Origin of the sequence: Pasteurella bettyae CCUG 2042, from assembly GCF_000262245.1 — a bacterium.
Classification (GTDB): Bacteria; Pseudomonadota; Gammaproteobacteria; order Enterobacterales; family Pasteurellaceae; genus Basfia; species Basfia bettyae.
The window spans coordinates 165,860-190,037 of sequence record NZ_AJSX01000007.1 but is presented as its reverse complement, the minus strand read 5'-3'; the positions used below and the strand labels follow the sequence as shown (position 1 = coordinate 190,037).

24 protein-coding genes are annotated in these 24,178 nt (G+C 33.9%); 12 read left to right on the top strand and 12 right to left on the bottom strand.

Features of this window, described 5'->3' with window-relative positions; all coding sequences use genetic code 11:
* Positions 1–225: 225 nt before the first annotated feature.
* On the top strand, positions 226–435 hold the full coding sequence (gene cspD / locus HMPREF1052_RS02085) for a cold shock domain-containing protein CspD (protein WP_005759081.1): 210 nt from the start codon (positions 226–228) through the stop codon (positions 433–435).
* Between the two features lie 139 nt (positions 436–574).
* On the opposite strand, the gene tdeA is transcribed toward cspD, so the two are convergent.
* The 3 genes from tdeA to HMPREF1052_RS02070 form a co-directional block, all read right to left on the bottom strand.
* Positions 575–1,966 carry a toxin/drug exporter TdeA gene (gene tdeA, locus HMPREF1052_RS02080; protein ID WP_005759204.1) on the bottom strand — a complete coding sequence of 464 codons (1,392 nt, stop codon included), beginning with the start codon at positions 1,964–1,966 and terminating at the stop codon, positions 575–577.
* A 148-nt stretch (positions 1,967–2,114) separates the two neighbouring features.
* The gene (locus tag HMPREF1052_RS02075) at positions 2,115–4,046 is read right to left on the bottom strand and encodes a MacB family efflux pump subunit (protein ID WP_005759039.1); all 1,932 of its coding nucleotides are present in this window, start codon (positions 4,044–4,046) and stop codon (positions 2,115–2,117) included.
* Between the two features lie 18 nt (positions 4,047–4,064).
* Complete coding sequence (locus tag HMPREF1052_RS02070; RefSeq protein WP_005759208.1) at positions 4,065–5,249, bottom strand: efflux RND transporter periplasmic adaptor subunit; 1,185 nt, start codon at positions 5,247–5,249, stop codon at positions 4,065–4,067.
* 357 nt (positions 5,250–5,606) lie between these two features.
* On the opposite strand from HMPREF1052_RS02070, the gene glnS reads away from it, so the two are divergent.
* From glnS to HMPREF1052_RS02060, 3 genes are all read left to right on the top strand, one after another.
* Positions 5,607–7,271: a glutamine--tRNA ligase gene (gene glnS, locus HMPREF1052_RS02065; RefSeq protein ID WP_005758804.1), complete on the top strand. Its 1,665-nt coding sequence runs from the start codon at positions 5,607–5,609 to the stop codon at positions 7,269–7,271.
* Positions 7,271–7,417 carry a hypothetical protein gene (locus tag HMPREF1052_RS11310; RefSeq protein ID WP_005758857.1) on the top strand — a complete coding sequence of 49 codons (147 nt, stop codon included), beginning with the start codon at positions 7,271–7,273 and terminating at the stop codon, positions 7,415–7,417. Before glnS ends, HMPREF1052_RS11310 begins: the two co-directional genes overlap by 1 nt.
* 161 nt (positions 7,418–7,578) lie before the next feature.
* The gene (locus tag HMPREF1052_RS02060; protein ID WP_005758889.1) at positions 7,579–8,019 is read left to right on the top strand and encodes a YcgN family cysteine cluster protein; all 441 of its coding nucleotides are present in this window, start codon (positions 7,579–7,581) and stop codon (positions 8,017–8,019) included.
* A gap of 29 nt (positions 8,020–8,048) precedes the next feature.
* On the opposite strand, the gene HMPREF1052_RS02055 is transcribed toward HMPREF1052_RS02060, so the two are convergent.
* Positions 8,049–8,672, bottom strand: coding sequence for a DedA family protein (locus HMPREF1052_RS02055; RefSeq protein ID WP_005758943.1), 624 nt, complete (start codon positions 8,670–8,672; stop codon positions 8,049–8,051).
* Positions 8,673–8,916: 244 nt separating this feature from the next.
* Between HMPREF1052_RS02055 and rplY the strand changes: the two genes are divergently transcribed.
* Complete coding sequence (rplY, locus tag HMPREF1052_RS02050) at positions 8,917–9,204, top strand: 50S ribosomal protein L25 (protein WP_005759123.1); 288 nt, start codon at positions 8,917–8,919, stop codon at positions 9,202–9,204.
* 108 nt (positions 9,205–9,312) lie between these two features.
* On the opposite strand, the gene HMPREF1052_RS02045 is transcribed toward rplY, so the two are convergent.
* Complete coding sequence (locus HMPREF1052_RS02045; RefSeq protein ID WP_005758800.1) at positions 9,313–9,867, bottom strand: nitroreductase family protein; 555 nt, start codon at positions 9,865–9,867, stop codon at positions 9,313–9,315.
* Positions 9,868–10,056: 189 nt separating this feature from the next.
* Here HMPREF1052_RS02045 and sppA point away from each other — a divergent pair, with 189 nt between their 5' ends.
* The 4 genes from sppA (at position 10,057) to HMPREF1052_RS02025 (ending at position 15,540) form a co-directional block, all read left to right on the top strand.
* Positions 10,057–11,946, top strand: a complete 1,890-nt coding sequence (gene sppA, locus HMPREF1052_RS02040; protein ID WP_005758962.1) for a signal peptide peptidase SppA — start codon at positions 10,057–10,059, stop codon at positions 11,944–11,946.
* A gap of 233 nt (positions 11,947–12,179) precedes the next feature.
* A complete protein-coding gene (locus HMPREF1052_RS02035) occupies positions 12,180–13,229 on the top strand; it encodes a 3-deoxy-7-phosphoheptulonate synthase (protein ID WP_005759055.1) in 1,050 nt (349 codons plus the stop codon).
* A gap of 76 nt (positions 13,230–13,305) precedes the next feature.
* Complete coding sequence (tyrA, locus tag HMPREF1052_RS02030) at positions 13,306–14,433, top strand: bifunctional chorismate mutase/prephenate dehydrogenase (RefSeq protein WP_005759199.1); 1,128 nt, start codon at positions 13,306–13,308, stop codon at positions 14,431–14,433.
* 135 nt (positions 14,434–14,568) lie between these two features.
* Positions 14,569–15,540 carry an oxidoreductase gene (locus tag HMPREF1052_RS02025; protein ID WP_005759020.1) on the top strand — a complete coding sequence of 324 codons (972 nt, stop codon included), beginning with the start codon at positions 14,569–14,571 and terminating at the stop codon, positions 15,538–15,540.
* A 52-nt stretch (positions 15,541–15,592) separates the two neighbouring features.
* Here HMPREF1052_RS02025 and purR read toward each other — a convergent pair whose 3' ends face one another.
* From purR to HMPREF1052_RS02000, 5 genes are all read right to left on the bottom strand, one after another.
* Positions 15,593–16,597, bottom strand: a complete 1,005-nt coding sequence (purR, locus tag HMPREF1052_RS02020; protein ID WP_005758996.1) for an HTH-type transcriptional repressor PurR — start codon at positions 16,595–16,597, stop codon at positions 15,593–15,595.
* A 320-nt stretch (positions 16,598–16,917) separates the two neighbouring features.
* Entirely contained in the window at positions 16,918–17,619 is a 702-nt protein-coding gene (can, locus tag HMPREF1052_RS02015; protein WP_005759258.1) for a carbonate dehydratase, read from the bottom strand.
* Positions 17,620–17,769: 150 nt separating this feature from the next.
* Positions 17,770–19,134 (bottom strand): nucleotide 5'-monophosphate nucleosidase PpnN, encoded by a 1,365-nt coding sequence (ppnN, locus tag HMPREF1052_RS02010; protein ID WP_005758823.1) that lies wholly within the window; start codon positions 19,132–19,134, stop codon positions 17,770–17,772.
* A 13-nt stretch (positions 19,135–19,147) separates the two neighbouring features.
* Positions 19,148–19,987: an NADPH-dependent 7-cyano-7-deazaguanine reductase QueF gene (gene queF, locus HMPREF1052_RS02005; protein ID WP_005759101.1), complete on the bottom strand. Its 840-nt coding sequence runs from the start codon at positions 19,985–19,987 to the stop codon at positions 19,148–19,150.
* A 16-nt stretch (positions 19,988–20,003) separates the two neighbouring features.
* Positions 20,004–20,786, bottom strand: coding sequence for a Zn-ribbon-containing protein (locus HMPREF1052_RS02000; protein ID WP_005759182.1), 783 nt, complete (start codon positions 20,784–20,786; stop codon positions 20,004–20,006).
* 83 nt (positions 20,787–20,869) lie between these two features.
* On the opposite strand from HMPREF1052_RS02000, the gene HMPREF1052_RS01995 reads away from it, so the two are divergent.
* From HMPREF1052_RS01995 to HMPREF1052_RS11020, 3 genes are read left to right on the top strand one after another with little or no spacing between them, the layout of a single operon-like run.
* Positions 20,870–21,184 carry a YqcC family protein gene (locus tag HMPREF1052_RS01995; RefSeq protein WP_040596186.1) on the top strand — a complete coding sequence of 105 codons (315 nt, stop codon included), beginning with the start codon at positions 20,870–20,872 and terminating at the stop codon, positions 21,182–21,184.
* A 2-nt stretch (positions 21,185–21,186) separates the two neighbouring features.
* Positions 21,187–21,897 (top strand): tRNA pseudouridine(65) synthase TruC, encoded by a 711-nt coding sequence (truC, locus tag HMPREF1052_RS01990; protein ID WP_172606385.1) that lies wholly within the window; start codon positions 21,187–21,189, stop codon positions 21,895–21,897.
* Between the two features lie 40 nt (positions 21,898–21,937).
* Complete coding sequence (locus tag HMPREF1052_RS11020) at positions 21,938–22,108, top strand: YoaH family protein (RefSeq protein WP_005759226.1); 171 nt, start codon at positions 21,938–21,940, stop codon at positions 22,106–22,108.
* Between the two features lie 33 nt (positions 22,109–22,141).
* Here HMPREF1052_RS11020 and uspE read toward each other — a convergent pair whose 3' ends face one another.
* Complete coding sequence (gene uspE / locus HMPREF1052_RS01985; RefSeq protein ID WP_005758862.1) at positions 22,142–23,074, bottom strand: universal stress protein UspE; 933 nt, start codon at positions 23,072–23,074, stop codon at positions 22,142–22,144.
* Between the two features lie 158 nt (positions 23,075–23,232).
* Positions 23,233–24,009: an FNR family transcription factor gene (locus HMPREF1052_RS01980; protein ID WP_005758917.1), complete on the bottom strand. Its 777-nt coding sequence runs from the start codon at positions 24,007–24,009 to the stop codon at positions 23,233–23,235.
* Between the last annotated feature and the right edge of the window lie 169 nt (positions 24,010–24,178).

The window sequence follows — 24,178 nt, the reverse complement described above, 5'->3', positions numbered from 1 at the left end:
TGACAATACTTTTCTTACTAAAGAGTAACTTAATATGCGATTATTTAAGTTACTCTTTTTATTTTGCTATTAATTTTGTGATCTCCGTTGGATTTTCAATATTTGATTGTTGATAATCAATTACATTTTATCGACAATAAGAGCCGTTTAGGAAATAAGGCATACTAAGTCTTATTGAGTAGTAACGTTGTCTGAAAAGACTAAAAGCCACATTAGAGGTAATTTATGGAAGTCGGTGTTGTAAAATGGTTTAATAATGCAAAAGGATTTGGTTTTATTAACGCAGAAGGTAGTGATGTCGATATTTTTGCGCATTATTCAGTAATTGAGATGGATGGTTATCGTTCGTTAAAAGCAGGTCAAAAAGTTAATTTTGAAGTTATTCACGGCGAAAAAGGTTCAAACGCTACCAAAATTATTCCTATTGTAGAATAATTTCACTAAACACTCTTTATTTGTCATTTTATTTGAAAAGGCTGGGCTAATCACCAGCCTTTTTATCTTATTTATAAAAAAAAGTGCGGTTAAAATTTTAAAAATTCTAACCGTACTTTTTATTTCTACAATACCGATATTAATATTTAGGTGTGTAATAACCCGCCATTGAACTGTAAATCGCATTTTCATTTTGAATAACACTATATTTTGCATTCAAGATGGAAACTTGCGAAGAACGTTCAGTATTGATTGCAGATAGCCAATCTTTTAAATCTGAAACGCCTGCGTCATAACGATTTTTGTAATATTGAGCAATACGTTTATCATAGTCATAACGTTTTTGTAAATTGCTAAAATTTTGTTGTGATTGAGTATAAGCAAAGTAGTGGGTGTCGATTTCATTCAATGCAGTAGTAATACTTTGTTCATAGTTAATACGAGCTGTCTCATAAGCCGCTTCAGAGATTTTGACATTCCACTTTACACGATTCCAGTCTAAGAATGGGAGGCTAATACCTACCGTTCCGACGGCAATTGGATTATCTAATGCATTACTAATTTTATTACCACTTGAAGAAAGACCAGCACCTAAAGTAATTTCAGGGAACCAACTCTTTTGTGTCGCTTTAGCATCTTTAAATGCACTATTTAAACGATATAAATAGCCTCGTACATCAGGTCGATTACCGATAGTTGAAATAGGTACATTTAAGTTTACCCCTGCGAGTTTCACATTAAGAATATGGGGTAGATTCAGATTTAATGCTTCATTTGGTTTTATGTTCAGTAAATTACGCAGCGTTTGTTCTGCGGTCTTTTGTGTTGTTTGATAATTAATTAAATTGTTACGAGCTGTAAGTAATGCTTGTTGAGATTGATCGGTACTCGCACGATCTTCAACACCTTGAGTTAAACGGTTTTGCATAATGGTGTTGATTTGCGAATAATATTTAATGGTGTCATTCGTTGCCGCAATCGCATCATTTAGGTAAGCAAGCTGGTAATAAGTGACAACCACAGCATTGATTAATGAAAGGCGAGTAGCTTCCATATCTTGTTGAGTCGCTTGATATGTCCATTCTCCAGCTGATGCGGCATCGGCTAAACGGCGCCATAAATCTAGAGTGTAATTTACACTTAATGAGGCACCGTGACTAATTGTTGAGGCATTATTTGCTACAGTTTGTGTGGAGTGATGTGTTGCACGACTTGCTGAAGAACTTGTAGAACCACTAAACGTTGGAACTAAATTTGCACCTAATAAATTTGCTTTATAAAGTGCAGCATTAACAGAAATTGCTGCTTTAGCTAAATCTTTATTATTTAATAAGGCTTGTTCAACGAGTCGGTTGAGTTGTGTATCATTATACAACGTCCACCAATTATCTTTGACATTGAATTGTTTTGTAACTTCTTCATATTGTTTAAAATCATCTTGCGATGCTTTGTATGAATCATCAATGTTTGCACAACTGACTAGGGTTGTGGAGAACAAAACTGTTAAGGCTAATTGAGTAAGTTTTAACATTAATATTTCCTTTTATTGGAAAAAAGTGCGGTAGATATTTTGAAAAAATTTCACTGCATGCTTGCTATTATTTATGTGAATGAACGTTCGTTCAGTATGTGGCAATATTGTAACAGAAAAATTTATTTTTCCTAATTTTTTCTACGATCTATTCACGAGTTAAAGCGGTAATTGGATTTAGTTCTGCTGCATTTTTAGCAGGCATATAACCGAATATAACGCCAATTAAAGTTGAACAGAGTACTGCCGCTACAATGGAGAATGTAGAGAAGGACATAGTAAAATCATGCATAAACACATTAAAAACTTCACCAATAATGAGCGAAAGTAAAATCCCTGAAAGCCCGCCAATCATACAAATAAGCACAGCTTCAATGAGAAATTGTTGAAGTATATTGTTTTTTCGTGCGCCAATTGCCATACGTATTCCAATTTCTTTCGTCCGTTCTGTAACGGAAACAAGCATGATATTCATTACTCCAATTCCACCTACAATCAATGAAATAAACGCAATTGAGGAAATCAACAATTTCATTGTGCCTGTTGTGCTTTCAATGGTTTGCTTGATGGTATCATTATTCATGATAAAAAAGTCTTTTTTGCCATGGCGAACTAACAAATATTCCGTTAAACTTTTTTCAGCTACTGTCGTATTCACATTATCTGCGACTTTTACAGTAATTGAACCGATCTTAACCCCTCCTGTAACTTTATTCATCACGGTTGTATAAGGAGCATAAAGCGTTAATGAGCTACTTGCTGCACCCATTTGACGATCTGAAACTACACCAATGATACGGAATGGGCGTTTTGAAAATATCACAATTTTATCAATAGGGTCATCATTTGGAAAAAGTGCTTTTTTAGCACTTTGATCTAATAGTGCGACTTGTGCGCTTTCGATAATGTCTTGTGTCTGAATTGTTCGTCCTTGTAATAGTTTCATTCCTTCTACATTAAAATATTGTTCACCAATGCCACGTAAGTTAGTTGAAGTAAAGGCTTGATTTCCATAAATTAATAAGCCACTTGCAGCACTATTAGGTGTAACACTTTGTACATAACTTTGTTTAGCAAGAGCGTTTGCATCATTAACTGTTAGGTTTTGCATTTGTTCTGCACGGCGATCGCCAAATCCAGTCCCATTAAAAATGGTCATGGTATTTGTGCCTAAGCCATTAATATTAGAAAGAATTTTTTGTTGTGATCCATTCCCTAATGCCACCACAGAAACTACGGAAGTAATCCCGATAATAATCCCTAGCATAGTTAATAAAGAACGTAATTTATGAGCAATAATTGCACTAACTGACATTTTAAATGCTTCAATTAATTGGTCTTTACTAAATGTAAAGCGAGGAGAGGGAATAATTGGTTGGGAATCAGATTCAACTATAGGTGCTTTTTGTGTATCGCTAATAATTTCACCATCTTTGATTTCAATAATGCGATTAGCAGTAGCTGCGATTTCACGGTCGTGAGTAACCATAATGATGGTATGACCTTCACTATGTAATTGACGAAGAATTGCCATCACATTTTGACCACTTTGAGAATCTAATGCTCCTGTAGGTTCATCGGCAAGAATAATTTCTCCGCCATTCATAAGTGCACGAGCAATACTGACCCGTTGTTGTTGTCCTCCAGACAATTCACTCGGTTTATTGTATGCTTTGTCACTTAAGCCTAATTTGTTCAACAGTTGTTGTGCATAAGCGAGACGCTCTGATTGAGGTTTTCCTGCATAAATTGCCGGTAATGCTACATTTTCAGCTGCGGTTAAAGAGGCTAGTAGGTTATAACGTTGAAAGATGAAACCAAATTTCTGGCTCCGTAAATCAGCGAGTTGATCTGAACTTAATTCATTGGTTTCTTTTCCATCAATTTTGTATGAGCCGTTACTTGCGGTATCCAGGCAACCTATAATATTCATTAAAGTTGATTTTCCTGAACCTGATTGACCGATAATTGCTACGAAGTCACCTTTTTCAATATTGATAGAAATATTTTTCAGAACATGGACTTGGTTTTTGCCTTCACCAAAATAACGATTAAGCTTATTTATTTCAATAATATTCATTAAATTTACACCGCACTTTTAAAATAAACGAGGCCCACGGTTACTGTTTCCAACTTTTTCACCTTCAGCGACTTGTGACAAGATCACTTTATCACCTTCATTTAGCCCTGACTTGATTTCAGTATGATAATCATCCTGTATGCCAATTATAACTTCGCATTCTTCAGGTTGATTTTGTGCGGTTAAGCGTGTCACAAAATATTTTTCTTCTCGTTTTTTCAATGCCATATTGGAGACGGTTAATACATTTTCAACACTGGCGATCTTAATTTTATTTTCCGTAGTCATACCAATTCGCAAGATACGATTAGGATTGTCAACTTCCATATTAGCATAGTAATAAATAGCTGCAGTAGAACTAGAAGATGAGGAAGAGGTTGTTGTACTACTGGTTGATTTAGCATCTGTATTTGTAGTGGTCGCAGGATCTACAGAGGCTATTATGGCGTTATAAACTGTTGAGCGATCTGAAAGAATAGTAAAGGATACTTCTTGTCCTGATTTAACCTGAGTAATATCGCCCTCTGAAATTTCGGGTTTTATTAACATTTTATTCAAGTTTGCAACAGTGACAATCGTTGGTGTTGTTTGATTCGCATTAACGGTTTGGCCTTCAGAAATTGGAGTTGAAATTACGGTTCCATCAATCGGTGAAGTAATTTTAGTATAGCCAACATTAGTTTCCGCTGTATTAACTTCAATTTCAGCTTGTTTGATTGATTCTTCTAAAGCATCCATTTCCGCTTTGGCAATATCTAAAGTACTTTTTGCTGTATTTAAAGTATCAAGAGAAGTAGCTTGTTGTTTATATAATTTAGATAAACGGTTATAACTGGATAAGGCAACTTCAAAGGTGGTTTTTTTTGCTTTTAATTGAGCTTGATAACTTGCTAATGCTGCTTTTTTAGTATTCAGATTATTAGTTTGAGTCGTTGAATCAATGTTAGCAATTAAGTCACCTTTTTTTACATCTTGACCTAAAGTGACATAAAGTTTTGTGATTTTTCCTGAAACCTGGGCACCAACATCAACTTTATTTGAGCTTTCAATTGATCCAGAGGCAACAACCGTTTTTTCAATATTACTGCGTTGAACATTTTCCGTTAAATAGGTAGGGGCTTTTTTGCTAGAATTCATAAAATAGTAGCTCCCACTTGCTACCATTATCGCCAATAAGCTAATTGCTAAATATTTTTTGTTCATAACTTCCAATGCCCATAAATCAAATAGGGAGTGTAATGCATGTTTATTGAGTCTTGATGAATATCCACATTATCAGACAGAATAGTCTACATTGGGCTTCATCATTAAAATTCTTAATGGATATTGAATATTTTATCATCAAATGCGAAATTACCAATGTGAAAATCAAAATGAGATGACTTCTATTAGAAATAATTTTACTAATTAAGTTCATTATAATCTAATGAAATAGAAAAATGAGAAGTTCATTTTATATAAGTAAAACTTATGATACTAACCCTGAGAGCTTTTGTTATCTTATTAAACAGTGTAAAATAATTAGAATTTTTTAATTAAAACAAGATGAGTAAAAGATAAATGGATAATAACGAAATTCTTACAGATGAAACTCGCCCGACAAACTTCATCCGTCAAATTATTGATGAAGATCTTGCTTCAGGTAAACATAATAATGTCTATACACGTTTCCCTCCAGAACCTAATGGCTATTTGCACATTGGACATGCTAAATCAATTTGTTTAAATTTTGGTATTGCAAAAGATTACCAAGGTAAATGTAACTTACGTTTTGATGATACAAACCCAGTAAAAGAAGATGTTGAATATGTTGATTCAATCAAACAAGACGTAGAATGGTTAGGTTTTAAATGGGAAGGTGAACCGCATTATGCATCAGATTATTTTGATCAACTCTATGGTTATGCCATTGAGTTAATTGAAAAAGGTTTAGCATATGTAGATGAGCTCTCGCCAGAGCAAATGCGTGAATATCGTGGAACTTTAACTGAACCTGGTAAAAATAGCCCATATCGTGATCGTAGCGTAGAAGAAAATTTAGCTTTATTTGAAAAAATGAAAAATGGTGAATTCGAAGAGGGGAAAGCAGCATTACGTGCGAAAATTGATATGGCATCGCCATTTATGGTAATGCGTGACCCTGTCATTTATCGCATTAAATTTGCTACTCATCACCAAACTGGAGATAAATGGTGCATTTATCCAATGTATGATTTTACGCACTGTATTTCAGATGCGATCGAACGAATTACGCATTCATTATGTACATTAGAATTTCAAGATAATCGCCGTTTATATGATTGGGTGTTAGAACATATTTCAATTGAACGTCCATTGCCACATCAATATGAGTTTTCACGTTTAAATTTAGAAGGAACCTTAACTTCAAAACGTAAATTATTGAAATTAGTCACAGATGGTGTGGTTGATGGTTGGAATGATCCTCGTATGCCAACTATTTCAGGTTTACGTCGTCGTGGTTATACACCAGCATCATTACGTGAATTTTGTCGTCGTATTGGGGTAACAAAACAAGATAACGTAGTAGAGTATTCAGCTTTAGAAAGCTGTATTCGTGATGATTTGAATACTAATGCTCCACGTGCAATGGCAGTTTTAAATCCATTACGTATTGTAATTGAAAACTTTGGTGACAAAGAAATATTAACTGCACCAAATCATCCTAATTACCCTGAATTAGGAACACATGAAATGCCATTTACAAAAGAAATTTATATTGATCAAGCGGATTTCCGTGAAGAGGCTAATAAACAATATAAACGTTTAGTATTAGGCAAAGAAGTTCGTTTACGTCATGCTTATGTAATTAAAGCTGAGCGTTGTGATAAAGATGATAATGGCAATATCACTACCGTATATTGTACTTATGATCCTGAAACATTAGGTAAAAATCCAGCCGATGGGCGTAAAGTAAAAGGGGTTATTCATTGGGTATCAGCAACTGAAAATGTGCCAGCAGAATTCCGTGTTTATAATCGCCTCTTTAATCTCCCTAATCCAGGTGCTGAGGAAGATATTATTGCGGCAATTAACCCAGAGTCACTTGTTGTAAAACATGGTGTAGTGGAAACAAGTTTAGCCAATGCGGAACCTGAAAAAGCTTACCAATTTGAACGAGAAGGTTACTACTGTGCAGATAATAAAGATAGCAAAGTGGGTAATTTGGTATTTAATTTAACTGTAAGCTTAAAAGAAGGTTTCTAATGAAAGCATTTATTTTAGTGATATTAGCAGCAACATTGATGACAGCTTGTGCAAATAAAGATATTTATTTTAATGGCTCAGAAGGTTCACATTCTGGTCTTAAATATGATCATCATACAGATAAAGTCTCAGTAAATAATCAATAATTGACAGTATTGATATTGAAAGTGCGGTTGGAATTTATAAAATTTTAACTGCACTTTCTTATTTACAATAAAGGTATCATGATATTGATTAAAAGATTTATTGAGTTTGTTAGATAGCTGATAGCTTAGATATTCATCACCTTGAATAAAAAGAAATAACCATGCAATTAGAGCCTGAATTTTGGAAACATAAAACGCTGTTAGAGATGAATGATGCTGAATGGGAAGCATTATGTGATGGCTGTGGTAAATGTTGTTATCGTAAATTTATTGAAGGACAGGGAAAACGCGAAAGACTTTATTTTACCCGTATTGCTTGCAATTTATTAAACTGTGAAACAGGAAAGTGCCGAGATTATCAACATCGTTTTGAGATAGAAGAAGACTGTACTAAATTAACAAAAGATAATTTACCTGATTTTGGTTGGTTACCTAAAACCTGTGCTTATCGTTTACTTTATGAAAATAAACCTTTAAATGCTTGGCATCCTTTAATTTCAGGGAGTTATGATTCTGTTATTAAGGCGAAAGTGCTAATTCAGAATGGGATTAATGAAGATAATGTTATCGATTGGTTTGAATTTATTATTGATGAACAATAAAAAGTGCGGTTAAATACCGCACTTTTTATTTAATCTTGAATGTTGTCTTGCTCTTGTTTTTGTTGTTTTTTACTTTTATAAATTTTCCAACCCACAAATAAAAGCACTAAGGCAAGAATACTATAGATACCCATTTGGCCTTTTTTGATTTGGGCTTCAATCCACTCATGGTTATTACCGCCATGAAACCCTAAATAAACCCAAATCGGCACAGAAATAATCGCAGCAGAAAAATCAAGAAGTGCAAAACGAGGATAGCTGACACGACGAGTAATGCCAGATACAGTATAAATAGGTGCTCGTAAGCCTGGTAAGAATCGAGCGACAAATAATACACGACTACCATATTTATCAAATTTTTCACGTACCATTTTGAGGCGTTGTAGTGTCATAATTTTTCGAATAGGGCGAAAACGTAAAATTTTCACACCATAAATACGACCTAGCCAATACATTACACTATCACCAGCAAGGACACCGATCATGCTTACTACGACCATAATATGTGGATCGGCATAACCTAAACCAGCAATAATTCCACCAGATACTAAAGTTATGTCTTCTGGAATTGGGACACCAAATCCGCAAATGATTAAAACGAGCAGTACGGCTAAATAACCATAATTAATAAAAAAATCTATTAGTATATCCATATGGTATTATTCTCTAAGTATGTTATTTCTTCACTGAAAATTGCTATTATTGTGCCTTTTTTAGATAAAAATAGCCAGTCTAATTTAGTAATTTATTTATACTAATATTGTGATTTTATTTGATTTTTTAAATTGGATTACTTATAATCCACAGGCTCAAAAAAGTCTTTGAGCCAAATTATGGAAATTGCTGGGTCGCCTGCAATTTTTGAAAGATTAATTTTTAATTTAAGAGAACATTAAAATGGCATTTAAATTTAACGCTGAAGTTCGTTCTACGCAAGGTAAGGGTGCGAGCCGCCGCCTTCGTAACAATGGTCAATTCCCTGCGATCGTTTATGGTGGTAAAGAAGCACCTGTTTCAATCGTATTAAATCACGATGAAGTAAACAATGCTCAAGCACAAGATGAATTCTATTCTGACGTCATTACACTCGTTATTGATGGTAAAGAAGTGGCAGTAAAAGTGCAAGCGATGCAACGCCATCCATTCAAACCAAAACTAGTTCACATTGACTTTAAACGTGTTTAATTAGTTTGTTTATAGAAAAACACCAATAATCTAAATTATTGGTGTTTTTTATGCTCAATGCTGTCTTCAAATAAAATTTTATCAAAACCGACCGCACTTGAAGAAAAACTACAAGTAAGATACAAAATCTGCGGTATTGACGATTTTAGGCTCACGAGCTTCTTTTTCGCCAGCGGTTCCGATCATAAGTAGTGATACAATTTTATCATCTTTTTGACAATTTAAAGCTTGGCGTAATTCTGTTCCATCAACCCAAGGTCCCGTTAGCCAAACATTATCAAAACCTTGTGCATTTGCAGCAAGTTGTATGGCATAAGCTGAACATCCCGCCGTTAACATTTGCTCCCACCCAGGCACTTTATCAATATTTTTATCAATTTTAGCAACAACTGCAATCATCATTGGAGCAATAGAGGCAATTTTTTCTGCTTTTTGTAAGCGTTTTTCATCTAGCTTTAATTCAACTACGGCAGCTTTTAATAAGTCTGCTAATTTAGCCAGTTTTTGTTTTTCAATTACAATAAAACGATAAGGTTGTAATTTACCATGGTCTGGCACATGAGTTGCTGCTTGAAAAATTATTTCTAATTGTTGTTTATTTGGAACTGGATTTGATAGTTTTTTATCAGAACGGCGAGTTGTTAATAAAGTTAAGGCATCCATATATAATCCTTGTATTTAAATTATGGTATTTTTTAGTATTCTACCGCAAATCTTTGTTTAGAATAGCCATAAACTTAAATAAATTTATATGGAGTTTGCAATAATACTTTATGCCGACTTTATTCAACGGTAAACTAATGGCACGACTAGTGATAAATTTTGCTCAAATAAAGAGGTGTAAGGAGATTTATGCAAAGTATTTGTAAACTTTTTAAATGGTGTTGGAGAGGCTTAACTTTTATTCGTGACTGTGTTATGAATTTATTTTTCCTTTTTTTTATCTTTTTATTCATGTCAATAATTAGTCTCACCAGTGCATTAAAAGAAAAAACCGTATTAGAAGGTGAACAAGGCGCATTATTGGTCAATTTATATGGTTATCTGGCTGATGAACGTGGTGATAACTTAAATTGGCAAAGTGCATATCAAGAAATTAATGGTGAAAAAGTTCCTCACCAATATTCTACCTTTGATGTATTTTATGCTATTGAAAGTGCGGCACAAGATGAGCGAATTAAAGGTCTAGTGTTAGATTTAAATCATCTTGAAGGTGCAGATATTCCTGCTTTAACTTATCTTGGGAAAGCTATTCAGGATTTTCAATCTACAGGCAAATCAGTGATTGCATATGCAGATAATTATACTCAAGCCCAATATTTATTAGCCAGTTATGCGGATGAAATTTATTTGAATAAGATAGGTGAAGTCGGTATTGAAGGATTATCAGCACAAAATCTCTATTTTAAATCTATGTTAGAAAAATTAGAGGTTACGCCACATGTTTTTCGTGTCGGTACCTATAAGTCTGCCGTAGAGCCGTTTTTACGTGACAATATGTCAGAAGAAGCAAGAGATAATCTAAAGCAATGGCTTTATCCAATGTGGTCAAATTATCAAGATATCATTGCACAAAATCGTCAAATTGATAAAGGAATGGTATTGCCTAAAGCATCACAATACCTCACTGAGTTAAAGAAACTCAATGGAAATAATACAGATTATGCCAAACAACGTAAATTAATAACAGAGACCGTGACTCGTTTAGATTTATCGAAAAAATTAATTGCACTTTTTGGCGAAAATAAAGAAAAACAACCTAAAATGGTTGAATTTGAGACTTATCTTGCATCATTGCCAGATCGTATGAATGGTGAAAGTGAGGGATTGATATCCTCAGAAAATAAAATTGCGGTCGTTAATGTTGAAGGGACTATTATCGATGGAGATTCAACAGAACAAGGCGTAGGTGGTGATACTATCGCTAAATTATTACGCCAGGCTTATGATGATGAATCAATAAAAGCTGTCGTATTACGTGTCAATAGCCCTGGTGGGAGTGCATTTGCTTCCGAAATTATTCGACAAGAAACTGAAAATCTTCAAGCTATAGGAAAACCAGTTGTTGTATCAATGGGAAATATGGCAGCTTCAGGTGGATATTGGATTTCAAGTACGGCAGATTACATTGTTGCAGATAAAAATACTTTGACTGGCTCGATTGGCATTTTTGCAATGTTTCCTACATTAGAAAAGACCATCAAGAAAGCGGGTATATCTGCTGATGGATTAGCCACTTCTGAGCTAGTATCTCCTAGTGGTTTTACAGCATTAACTCCTGAGTTAAATGAAAGCTTACAATTGCAAATTGACCATGGTTATGATCGATTCCTTTCTGTGGTTAGCCAAGGTCGTCATTTGTCAAAAGAAGATGTGGACAAAATTGCGCAAGGACGTGTTTGGTTAGGTCAGGATGCTTATAATAATAAGTTAGTTGATGAGATCGGAGACTTTGATACAGCGGTTGCTCAAGTAGAGAAACTACTAAATGATAAATTGCCAGAAGATAAGAAAGGTGCAGATTATAGTATCGAATGGTTAAGTGATGATCGTGGTTTATTTGGTAGCTTAATGAGAGATTTTAAACGAGGAGCAGAATCATTCTTTAGTTCTTCATTCTATTCTATGCTAGGATTACCAAAACAACTAAATCAGGTTAAAAATCAACTTAGTATATGGACTCAATTTAATGATCCTAAAGGACAATATCTTTATTGTTTAAATTGCAGTCAAATTAAATAATGCTGGAATTGTAAAAGCAAATCATTTGATCTGCACCCTAAAAGTTGGGATAAACAACCCACTTATTAAGGTGCAGATTTTTTATGATTAAATAGCAAGAATTTTTCTCTAATCGTATTTTTTCAATTATTCATTCTTAAGTCTTGAAATGTTTTTATGTATAGTGTAATTTATTTATTACAATTAAATGTAATAAAATATTTACAATGAAATGTTTAGACTAGGAAGAAAATATGAAAGATAGCATTCACAATATTCATATCGTTGATGAGAAAATATTGATCACCCCCGCAGAATTAAAACAAAAATTACCTTTAACCAATAGATTACGTACACAAATCGAAACGCATCGCCGTGAAATTGCTGATATTGTACATAAAAAAGATAAACGTTTATTAGTTGTGATTGGGCCTTGTTCAATTCATGATCCTATTGCCGCTATTGAATATGCCAAGAGATTAAAAGCATTATCAGATGAGTTAAAAGATCAACTTTATATTGTGATGCGTGTTTATTTTGAAAAACCTCGTACAACGGTAGGATGGAAAGGGCTAATTAATGATCCTCGTATTGATGGTTCTTTTCATGTAGAAGAAGGGTTACATATTGCTCGTCAATTACTATTAGATTTGGCTAACTTAGGTTTACCATTGGCGACAGAAGCTTTAGATCCTATGACACCTCAATATATGGCAGATTTATTTAGTTGGTCTGCAATTGGTGCACGTACTACAGAGTCTCAAACTCACCGTGAGTTAGCTTCAGGTTTATCTATGGCCGTTGGCTTTAAGAATGGCACCGATGGTAGTTTATCTACCGCTATTAATGCGTTAAAAGCGGCCTCAATGGGACATAGCTTTATAGGAATCAACCAACATGGTCAAGTAAACTTATTACATACTGAAGGTAATCCTGATGGACATGTTATTTTACGGGGGGGTAAAACACCAAATTATTATCAAGAATTTGTTGAGCAATGCGAACAAGAGCTATTAAAAGCGGGCTTAGAAGCTTCAATTATGATTGATTGTAGCCATGGTAACTCTAATAAAGATTATAAGCGTCAACCAATGGTAGCAGAGAATGCCATTCATCAAATTGTACATGGTAATAGTTCTATTATCGGATTAATGATTGAAAGTAATATTAATGCGGGTAATCAAAGTTCTGAACAACCTATTTCTGAAATGAAATATGGAGTATCAATTACCGATGCTTGTATTAATTGGGAAACTACCGATACATTATTACGTCAAATTGCTCAAGATTTAAAAAATAAATAATCTTTCTAATATCAATTGTGTGAATATTAGCCATTTTAATATAATGATGAAAATTTTATGATTAGAGGATATCAATGTGGAAGCCTTAAAAGAAATTAGAAATGAGATTGATGCATTAGATCGAGAACTCTTAAATATTTTTGCCAAACGCTTAGCATTAGTAAAAAAAGTGGGTGAAATTAAACATCAACATGGTTTACCAATTTATGTACCTGAGCGTGAAACAGATATGTTGAGAGCACGTCGTATAGAAGCGGAAAAAATAGGCGTGCCTGCAGATTTAATAGAAGATGTATTACGTCGTTTAATGCGTGAATCTTACGTTAATGAAAATAATTATGGCTTTAAAACAGTTAATCCTGATATCAAAAAGATTGTTATTGTGGGTGGTAAAGGAAAATTAGGTGGACTTTGGGGGCGATTTCTTATTACTTCAGGTTATCATGTAGAAGCATTAGGGAGTCAAGATTGGGATCGTGCAGAAGCCATTTTTGCAGATGCTGATGTCGTGATTGTTTGTGTACCTATTGCAAAAACCTTAGATACGATTGAACGTTTAAAACCTTATTTGAAGGATAATATGTTATTAACAGATTTAACCTCTGTTAAACGTCAGCCCTTAGAAAAAATGTTAGAAGTACATCAAGGAGCAGTAGTAGGGTTACATCCTATGTTTGGTCCAGATGTAGCAAGTCTGGCAAAACAAGTTGTAGTTCGTTGTGATGGACGTTTTCCTGAACGTTATGAATGGCTGTTAGAACAAATTCAAATATGGGGAGCAAAAGTTTATCAAGTAGATGCGGCTGAACACGATCATAGCATGACATATATTCAAGCGTTACGTCACTTTGTGACCTTTACTAGTGGGCTACATTTATCTCGTCAACCAGTAAAATTAGCGAGTTTATTAGCATTGTCATCACCTATTTATCGTTTAGAGCTGGCTATGATTGGGCGCTTATTTGCGCAAGATGGTGAATTATATGCAGATATTATCATGGATAAACCTGAAAATCTTGCTGTAATAAAAAGTTTACAGAAAAGTTATACGGATAGTCTAGCATTTTTTGAAAATGCTGATAAAGATGGCTTTATCAAAACATTTAACCAAATAAAACAATGGTTTGGAGATTATTCAGAGCAATTTATGAGAGAAAGCCGACAATTATTACAACAAGCAAATGACCATAGACAACATGATTAGATAACTGATTACGTAGCGTAAATTTTCCCAAAATATACCGCACTTTTATCTTATATTGCATAATTAAAGATGAGTTATTTTGTTTTCATTAAAAAAATAAGTAGAATATATCCTTTTATTTTCTAAGGAGAGTATATGGGTTCAAGTTTAAATGTTGCAATTGCCGCAGAGTTTGATTTATGTGAAAAAGTGGCTGAGTTTTTAGAACAAAGCTCACTGAATATTGAAAAACTTTCCATTGTAGAAATTTATCCATTTTCAGAAGAACAAGGCGTACGTTTCAATAATAAAGCTGTAGCACAATTAACGACAGATAAAGTGGAATGGTCTGACTTTAATTATTTATTTTTCGCGGGTGATTTCAATCATGCCTCATTATTAGCTCAAGCAGCAGAGACAGGATGTGTTGTAATTGATATGAAAGGCATTTGTTCACCTTTATCTGATGTTCCTGTCGTGGTTCCTACAGTGAATAATGATCAGTTAGTGGAGCTACGTCAACGTAATATTGTTTCATTGCCAGATCCTCAAGTGAGCCAGCTAGCTCTAGCTTTACGAGATATTACTAATGAATCAACTATTCATCAATTAATGGTAAGCTCTTTGCAGCCAGCGTCTTATGTTAATGCAGAAACGGTAAGTAGCTTAGTTGGACAAACTGCACAATTGCTAAATGGTATTCCATTAAATGATGAACAACAACGTTTAGCCTTTGATGTATTTCCTGCGGCTCCTGTAAATTTAACTGCACAATTACAAAAAGTTTTTTCTCAATTAGATAATGTGGTATTTCACCAAATCCAAGTGCCTGTATTTTATGGCTTAGCGCAAATGGTAAGTGTAAAATCAGAATATGAATTGAATCTTGATAATTTACTTAACCAATGGAATTCTCATGATTTTATTCAATATCATAGTGAAAAAATGATTACACCAGTGGTTAATGGCGAAATGGAAAGTAATGAACAAATTGTTCAATTACATATCAGTAATGCCGAAAGTATTGATAACGGCGTACAATTTTGGTTAGTGGCAGATGAACAGCGTTTTACCTTGGCATTTTTAGCGGTGAAACTAGTTGAATTAATCTATGAACAAGGCTATTAATCTATTCTATAACTAAAAGAAAAGGCTCATATTATTGAGCCTTTTCTTTTAGTTATAGAATTTTTTTTACTGATTTACGAACCACTAATTCAGGGTGAATTTCAATAGTTTCACGTTTTGCTTCTTTATTACTAATTCGTTCAAAAAGTAATTTTAATGCTCTTTCACCTAAATGTGCTTTGGACTGATGAATTGTCGTAAGAGGTGGGGCAAAAAATCTTGATGAATGAACATTATCATAACCGATCACAGAAATATCATCAGGCACTCGCAAACCTTTATCTGCAATCGCTGAAATTGCACCTAATGCCATAATATCATTACAACAGAAAACTGCCGTCGGTTTATTTTCCATAGCAAGTAATTTATTCATGCATTCATAGCCATCTTCAGGTTCAAAAGAACCTTCAAATAACCAATCTGGATTCATTGTTACATTCGCTTCAGAAAGCGCTTTCATAAAACCTTGATAACGCTGTTTAGCCGTTACTTTTTTTAATTCGGCACTTAAATAGCCAATTTTTTTATGTCCATTTTCTACTAAATGCTTACCCGCTAAATAACCACCTTCAAAACTATTATCTAGAATTAAATCTGTATCAGGGTTTACAGGACCCCAGTCCATAACCACCATTGGCATATAACTGAAATCTTTTAATGCATGGCGACTATCATCTAAATATTCAGAACACATTACTAAAACGCCATCAACACGTTTTTTAGCTAGCATTTCTAAATGATTTTTCACTTTATCTGGATCATTTTGTGTATTACATAAAAATAGAGAGTAGCCTTGGCGATAACATTGCTCCTCAACAGCATGAATAATTTCTGCAAAATAAGGTGCTTCACTTGTTGTTACAACCATACCAATAGATTTTGTCGTATTTACTTTTAGACTCCTAGCAACCGCACTAGGAGAGTAATTAAGGGCTTTTATTGCATCTATTACAGCTTGTGTGGTTTCATCTGCGACATGACGAGTTTTATTAATCACATGGGAAACGGTTGTAGTGGAAACCCCAGCCATTTTTGCGACATCTTTGATTGTTGCCATATATTTATCTCCTAAAAATTTTATCTATTATAAAGATAGAATGGCATTAGGTTAATCTTTTATAGCTAATAATTACAAAAGTTTGCAGTTTGTCACATATTTTTAATTATAGAAGTATATAAATAGATTTATATCAAGTTTCTTGTTAGAATTAACTAGACAATAATTGATCTAGGAGTGAGAAATGAGCGACTTCGGTTATGCAATGGTAATGGTTGTACTTTCATTAGCTATTGTTGTGGGCTTATCTGTAGCTATTTTTTAATTAACTATAAAATATAAAACCGCACTATCAAAGTGCGGTTTTTTTATGAAAAATTTTATTTTGAATTATCTTCAGGCAACGGGATATTTTTGCGTAAAATATCACCCTCACTAAGGGTTTTTAAACGAGCAATTGCATTACGATAAGAAATTTCTAGGGTTTCTCGACTTGTTGCTAATACCCCCTGATCCACTAAATATCCATCATTAACGTCATAAATCCAGCCATGCAGCGCTAATTTCTTACCTCGTTTCCAAGCATCTTGAACAATTGACGCTCGTCCTAAATTATACACTTGTTCCGCCACATTTAGTTTTGTCAACATATCCGCCCGTTTTTCAGGAGATAGATTACCTAATAAGTGACTATGTTTAAAATAAATATCTCTAATATGTAATAACCAGTTATTAATTAACCCAAGGTCTTGTTTTGCCATAGCTGCTTTGATGCCGCCACAGTTAGTGTGTCCACAAATAATAATATGCTCAATATCCAAGACATCTACAGCATATTGCACAACAGACAAGCAGTTTAAGTCAGTATGAATGACTTGATTGGCAACATTTCGATGTACAAATAATTCTCCGGGTTCTAAATTTGTCAGTTTTTCTGCCGGAACTCGACTATCTGAGCAACCAATCCATAAATAATGTGGAGTTTGGTGTTCTGCTAATTCTTTGAAATAAGATGAATTTTCTTCTTTCATTCGTATTGCCCAACTATGATTGTTGGCAAAAAGTTGTTCAATTCTATTCATCTAATGATACTCCTAAAGATTCTCTAATCTTTCCTTTAAAAAGGAATTAGTATAGCGGAGTTAGCTATATCTTCAATATTTAATTTAGATTAATGACAGAAGAAAAGTGCGGAAAATTTTTGGAAAACTTACCGCACTTTATATAAATTATTATCGGTGAATTTCATAGCAAGGCACATATGCCTCACCTGTAGGTAATTTCATACGATGCTGAAGAATAAAATCTTGCAACAATAGGTCAATATTTTCCATTAATTGATGATTTCCTTTTAATTGAAATTTACCATGAGATTGAATTTTATCTTGGGTTTCAGGTTTTATATTACCAGCAACAATACCTGAAAATGCTCGCCGTAAATTAGCAGCTAAATCAACTGATGGTTGATCTAAATGTAAATTTAGATTTGCCATATTTTCATGGGTTGGAACGAAAGGATGTTGGAAATTACTATTAATTTTAAGTAACCAGTTAAAACTAAAACTATCAGAATGTTTACAGCGAAAATCTTTAATTTCACCCATCGCAGATTTCATATGACGAGCAACAGCAACAGGATCATCAATAATAATAGAGTAGAGTGATTGTGCTTCTTCACCTAATGTATCATGTACAAAACGATCAATGGTTGCAAAATATTCCGCACTTTCTTTCGGGCCCGTCAGAATTAAGGGAAGTGGTTGAGCTTTATTTTCAGGATTAAGTTTAATTCCTAAAATAAACATAAATTCTTCAAAAGTACCAGGTCCACCAGGAAAAATGATAATGCCATGGCCCATGCGAACAAAAGCTTCCAATCGTTTTTCAATATCAGGCATAATAATCAATTCGTTGACGATCGGGTTCGGTGGTTCAGAAGCAATAATAGATGGCTCCGTGACCCCAATAAAACGGCTATTTTTGTAGCGTTGATTGGCGTGCCCAATCGCAGCCCCTTTCATCGGTGCTTCCATTACACCAGGTCCACACCCCGTCATAATATTGAGTTCTCGTAATCCTAATTCTAAGCCTACTGCACGACAATAGTGATATTCCGTTTGATTCACAGAGTGACCACCCCAGCAAACCACAATATTAGGATCTTCTCCAATAGTTAACGCTTTTGCATTACGTAAAATAGAAAAAACTTGATTTGTAATCATATCACTATGCTGGCTTTCACCTAGACCTAATTTTTGCATAAGGCTATTTACAAATAAAATATCTCGTAACACAGCAAATAGGTTATGTTGAATATTACGAATAATCTTATCATCAACAAAAGCATTATCTGGTGAATTGATTAGTTTTAGTGCAACACCACGTTCTTTTTTCACTAAGCTTATTTCAAAATCAGGGTAATGATTTAATAAAGCACGGCTATCATCTGTAACCGCACCAGAATTGAGTACTGCTAACGCACTGTTACGAAAAATTTGGTATAGATCACTTCGTGCATTATTGGTTAACAGTTCTACTTCCATATGCGAAAGCTGATCCATACTTCCACGAGGATTAATATAATGTATTGTTGACATTTTTCCCCCTAAGTTACTGACGGGCTAAGCGTTGGTTATTGGGTACAGATTCAAAATTTGAGCGAAATGGATTAATATCCAACCCACCACGTCTTGTATAACGTGCATACACTGTCAATTTTTCAGGATGCGCAAATTTCATAATATCGCAGAAAATGCGTTCTACGCATTGTTCATGGAATTCATTATGTTGACGGAAAGAAACTAAATAACGGAGTAGTTTCTCACGATCAATTTGGTTACCAATATAATGAATTTGTATTGTCCCCCAATCTGGTTGATTGGTAATTAAACAATTCGATTTTAATAATTGACTCACTAAGGTTTCTTCTACTGAAATATTTTTAGTGCAATTTTTAAGTAGGTTAGCATTGAAATCATAGTTATTAATTTCAATATCTTGCTCATCAATATATTCACCATCAAGGTGCTGGATATGTTGTTTATTGTAATCACTAAGTTTATTTAATTGAACTGTTACTTCGCCTTGGGCACAATCAGTTAAGTCTTTTTGCATGATTGATTGGAGCTGTTCAAAAGATTCAAATTTTGTTTGATTAAAGCTATTTAAGTAGAGTTTAAAACTTTTCGATTCAATCAAATTAATTGAGCGATAGTCAATTTTCACATCAGCAATTGCTACCTGAGGTAGCCCTTTAGGATTGAGCCATGAGATTTCATAAGCGGTCCAAATATCGGCACCAATGGTAAAAGGTTGATGCGCTGTAATTCCTAATCCATCACGATTTAGTGCTCTAGGTACAGGTTGTAATAAACTGCGGTCATAATTTGAAAAATATTCAGTTTTTTGTCCTAATTTTAGTTTCTTTAAACTACTATCTTGATAATCCATTGTTCTTCCTAATTAATTATAAAAAATTCCATGAAATATTGGAGATTAATCGACAATGATCACATTTAAAATGGAATTGCTCAAAAAGAGGTTTTTCTAATGCCCAGCCATGGTGACAAATAGGGCATTTACGTTGTTGCTCGGATTCTAAGGTTTCACCACCTACACGATATAAATAGTAATAAGTAGGAATACCTGTATGTTTTTCAATTTCTTTGGTTAGATAATAACCATGTTTAAATACATTACTATGTACATCTGAAATTTCATATAGAGATTGTTGCTCTAAGCTTGCACCATTCATTTGTAGCTGATCGCAAGCTTGCCAATTTTCCTGCCATTTAATCACATCCATACTCAAATGAGGGACATCTTTTAGCTGTTTATAAAGTGGAATTGGTGCTAAACCATCACCGCTATGTAATGGTGAGCAGACTTGCAAATAAGTCGTATATAATATTTGCCAATCAGGTTTATTTCCCTCAAAAGTCATATCTGAGTTTAAATCCTCACCAACAATCTGGAAATTATCAAAAATTAGACCGCAGTTTTCTGCTTGTTCCATACAACGATTAACTTCGCTATTATTATATTCAGGTAGCAAGCTTTGTTGTTCAGGGCAAATGACTCTCGTAGCTAATCCTGTTTCATCTTCTTGATTAGCGAGGAACACTGGAATTTCACGACCAATAATTTGTCCGTTGTAACGCCATTGGTCAATAATTTGATTGATTAATGATATTTGTATAGATAGATTTTCAGATTGTGTATTTCTGAAAAAAACTTCAATAAGACACATTTTTATTTATTTTTAGTAATTAATCGCTTTTTTGTATAAAATAAACATCATAACCTATAACTAATTAGAGGTCTATTTTGACAATTCATATTCAAGCGAAAAAACATCTACAACAACTTCAATTTGCATTGCAAACATTGGATTTATGGCAAGTAACTCCTCCAGATGAAAAAGCATTTATGAGTACTCAACCATTTGCTATTGATACCATGACCGTAAATGAATGGTTACAGTGGATTTTTATTCCAAGAATGTATGCTTTAATTGAAAATCAGACAGAATTACCAAGCCAAATATCTATTTCCCCTTATGTGGAAGAAGCTCTAAAAGAAACAGAGAATTTAAGTTTGCTTTTGAGTCCGTTGATTGAAATGGAACAATTATTACAAAATCAATAATGATGTTAGAAATTTTATATCAAGATGATGTGATTGTCGCAGTGAATAAACCTGCGGGCATGTTAGTTCACCGTAGTTGGTTAGATAGACATGAAACGCAATTTGTAATGCAAACTTTGCGAGATCAAATTGGTAAATTAGTGTATCCCATTCATCGCTTAGATCGCCCCACATCGGGAGTTTTACTATTTGCTTTAAGTAGTGAAATTGCCAATTCCTTATGTTTACAATTTGAAAATAAGCAAGTAGAAAAAAGTTATTTAGCGGTGGTGAGAGGGTACTTAACTGGTGTAGAACAAATTAACTATCCATTGAAAATTCAGTTGGATAAAATTGCTGATAAATTTGCTCAAGAAGATAAAGAGCCACAAGAAGCTATAACCGATTATGAAGGGTTAAAAACCGTTGAAATGCCTTATTCAGTGGGACGATATCCAACTTCACGTTATTCTTTAGTACGACTAATCCCTCATACAGGAAGAAAACATCAGTTACGTCGTCACATGAAACATATTTTTCATCCTATTTTAGGAGATACACAATATGGCGATTTACATCAAAATAGAGCATTAAGTGAACATATTGGCGTTAAACGTTTAATGTTACATGCAGAAGTTTTAAAATTTATACATCCGATAACACAGCAATCTATCTGTGTGAAAGCTGGCTTAGATGAACAATGGCTTAAGTTATTCGAGCAATTCGGTTGGTAAAAGTGCGGTTAAAAAATCAAAAAATTTAAAAGGATAGATAATGGAAATTGAGAATTCATTACTGAGTTTAACTCATGAACAACAGCAACAAGCAGTAGAAAAAATCCAAACGCTGATGCAACAAGGTATGAGCAGTGGAGAAGCAATTACTACGGTAGCAAGAGAATTAAGACAAGCTTATGCAGAACAAACAAAAAGTGCGGAAAAATAACCGCACTTTTTTTGTTAAAGAGAATATTAGAAATTATTCATTCTCTTTATTTGGTTTGATAGCTAATAAATTACATTTTAATTTACTAATCACATGTTCAGCAGTATTTCCAAGCAAGGCTGCGGACAATCCTGTACGACCTACGGTGCCTAAAACCACTAATTCTGCACCAATTTTATCTGCAACCTCTGGGATCACTTCTTCTGGAAAGCCTTCTAATACATGCGTATGATCTTCATCAATACCGTATTGTTGTCGCAATGCTTTCATATTGATAAGATGTTGCCCACGAATACTATTTGTGTATTCATTTGAGTGAAATTCTGGTAAATCGATGGCCATATTAATTGGTGTCGGAGGATATGCACTGACTAAATGAATATTACCACGCTCTAAATTATCAGCTAAGTCGATACTTAGAGAGACGAGTTGTTGATTGAAATCATCGTGATACTCTTCATCTCCAGATACATTCACAGCAACCAAAATGCGACGTTGATGTTTCCAATCACCATCACGTACCATTAAAATAGGTGTAGAGCATTTACGTAACAATTGCCAATCAATAGGTGTAAATAGAATAGAGGTTAGACTTGCTTCTTCTTTAGTATATTTCACAACTAAATCGTAAGTGTTTTCTTCTAATTCTTGTACTAATGCCTCGGCTTCATTACTATTCCAAACAACTTTAGGTTGAAATTCAATCATTGGATCTGCATATTTATTAATATATGGAAGCACATCTTGCTGCAAACGTTGGCTAATCACGCCTTTATGCATTTCTTCACGTTCCTCTGAGGACAGCAAAGCAGACATTTCGTAAGATAAATCATAAACAGGTAAGAAGACTGTAATTTTTACGGGGTTCTCACTATGTTGTTCTTTTACTAAACGCACTGCACGAGCAAGTGCATATTGTTTTTCATTTTCTGGATTTAGAATAACGAGTACATTATTGAACTTCATAATTATCTCCATTGTTTTCTGATTTCTTCTATAAGAATAGTTCAGTTTCTCACCAATAACAAGCAGTTGATTTTAAAAATATGAGTAAAATAACTTTGTAAAGGTGATAGCAAAAAATAAAAATCCAGTTCAGATTTGATCTAAACTGGATTTCAAAATTAACTAGTTAATTTAATTTTTGTTCTATTTGTGCCTGATAATTCAATAAGTTGAGCCATATCATTAATAGTTATATATTTACCTTGCACAGAAACGATACCAAGTTTTTGAAAACGTCCTAATAATCGACTGATAGTTTCAACAGTTAAACCTAAATAGTTGCCAATATCACTACGGGTCATCGTTAAACGGAATTCTCTTGCTGAAAAACCTCTGGCGGCATAACGTTTAGAAAGATTATAAATAAAAGCAGCTAAGCGTTCTTCAGCATTCATCTTAGAAAGTAATAAAATCATTTCTTGATCAGATTTAATTTCACTACTCATCAAACGCATCATTTGCTGACGAAGCTTTGGCATTTTACCTGTTAAATCTTCTAAGATATCAAAGGGGATTTCACATACCATAGCCGTTTCAAGTGCTTGTGCAAAACTCGGATGACTCATACTGGTAATAGCATCAAAACCCACTAAATCACCTGGTAAATGGAATGAAGTAATTTGTTCTTCTCCCGTTTCGCTAATCGTATAAGTTTTAATCGTACCAGAACGAATTGCATAAAGAGAAGTGAGTTCATCACCAGCTTTAAACAATATTTGAGATTTTTGAATTGGCTTCTTACGTTCGATAATATTATCGAGCTGATCTAATTCATGCTCATTTAATGTGAAAGGAATACAAAGTTGACTAATACTACAATCTTGGCAGTGAATAGCACACCCACCAGATTGAATGCGACGACCAGCCTTTGAAGCTTCTGCGGATAAAAGTTTCATGTGTTTCTCAATAAATATCTATATAATATATACAATCATGTAAAATTGATCTAACTCAATAAATGATACCATTATTTATTCAAATTAAGAATACTTAAAGTAAAGGACATTTAATGCCAGCTGAAAAACTTACTCGAAAACGCCTCATACAGATACTTATTATGTTATG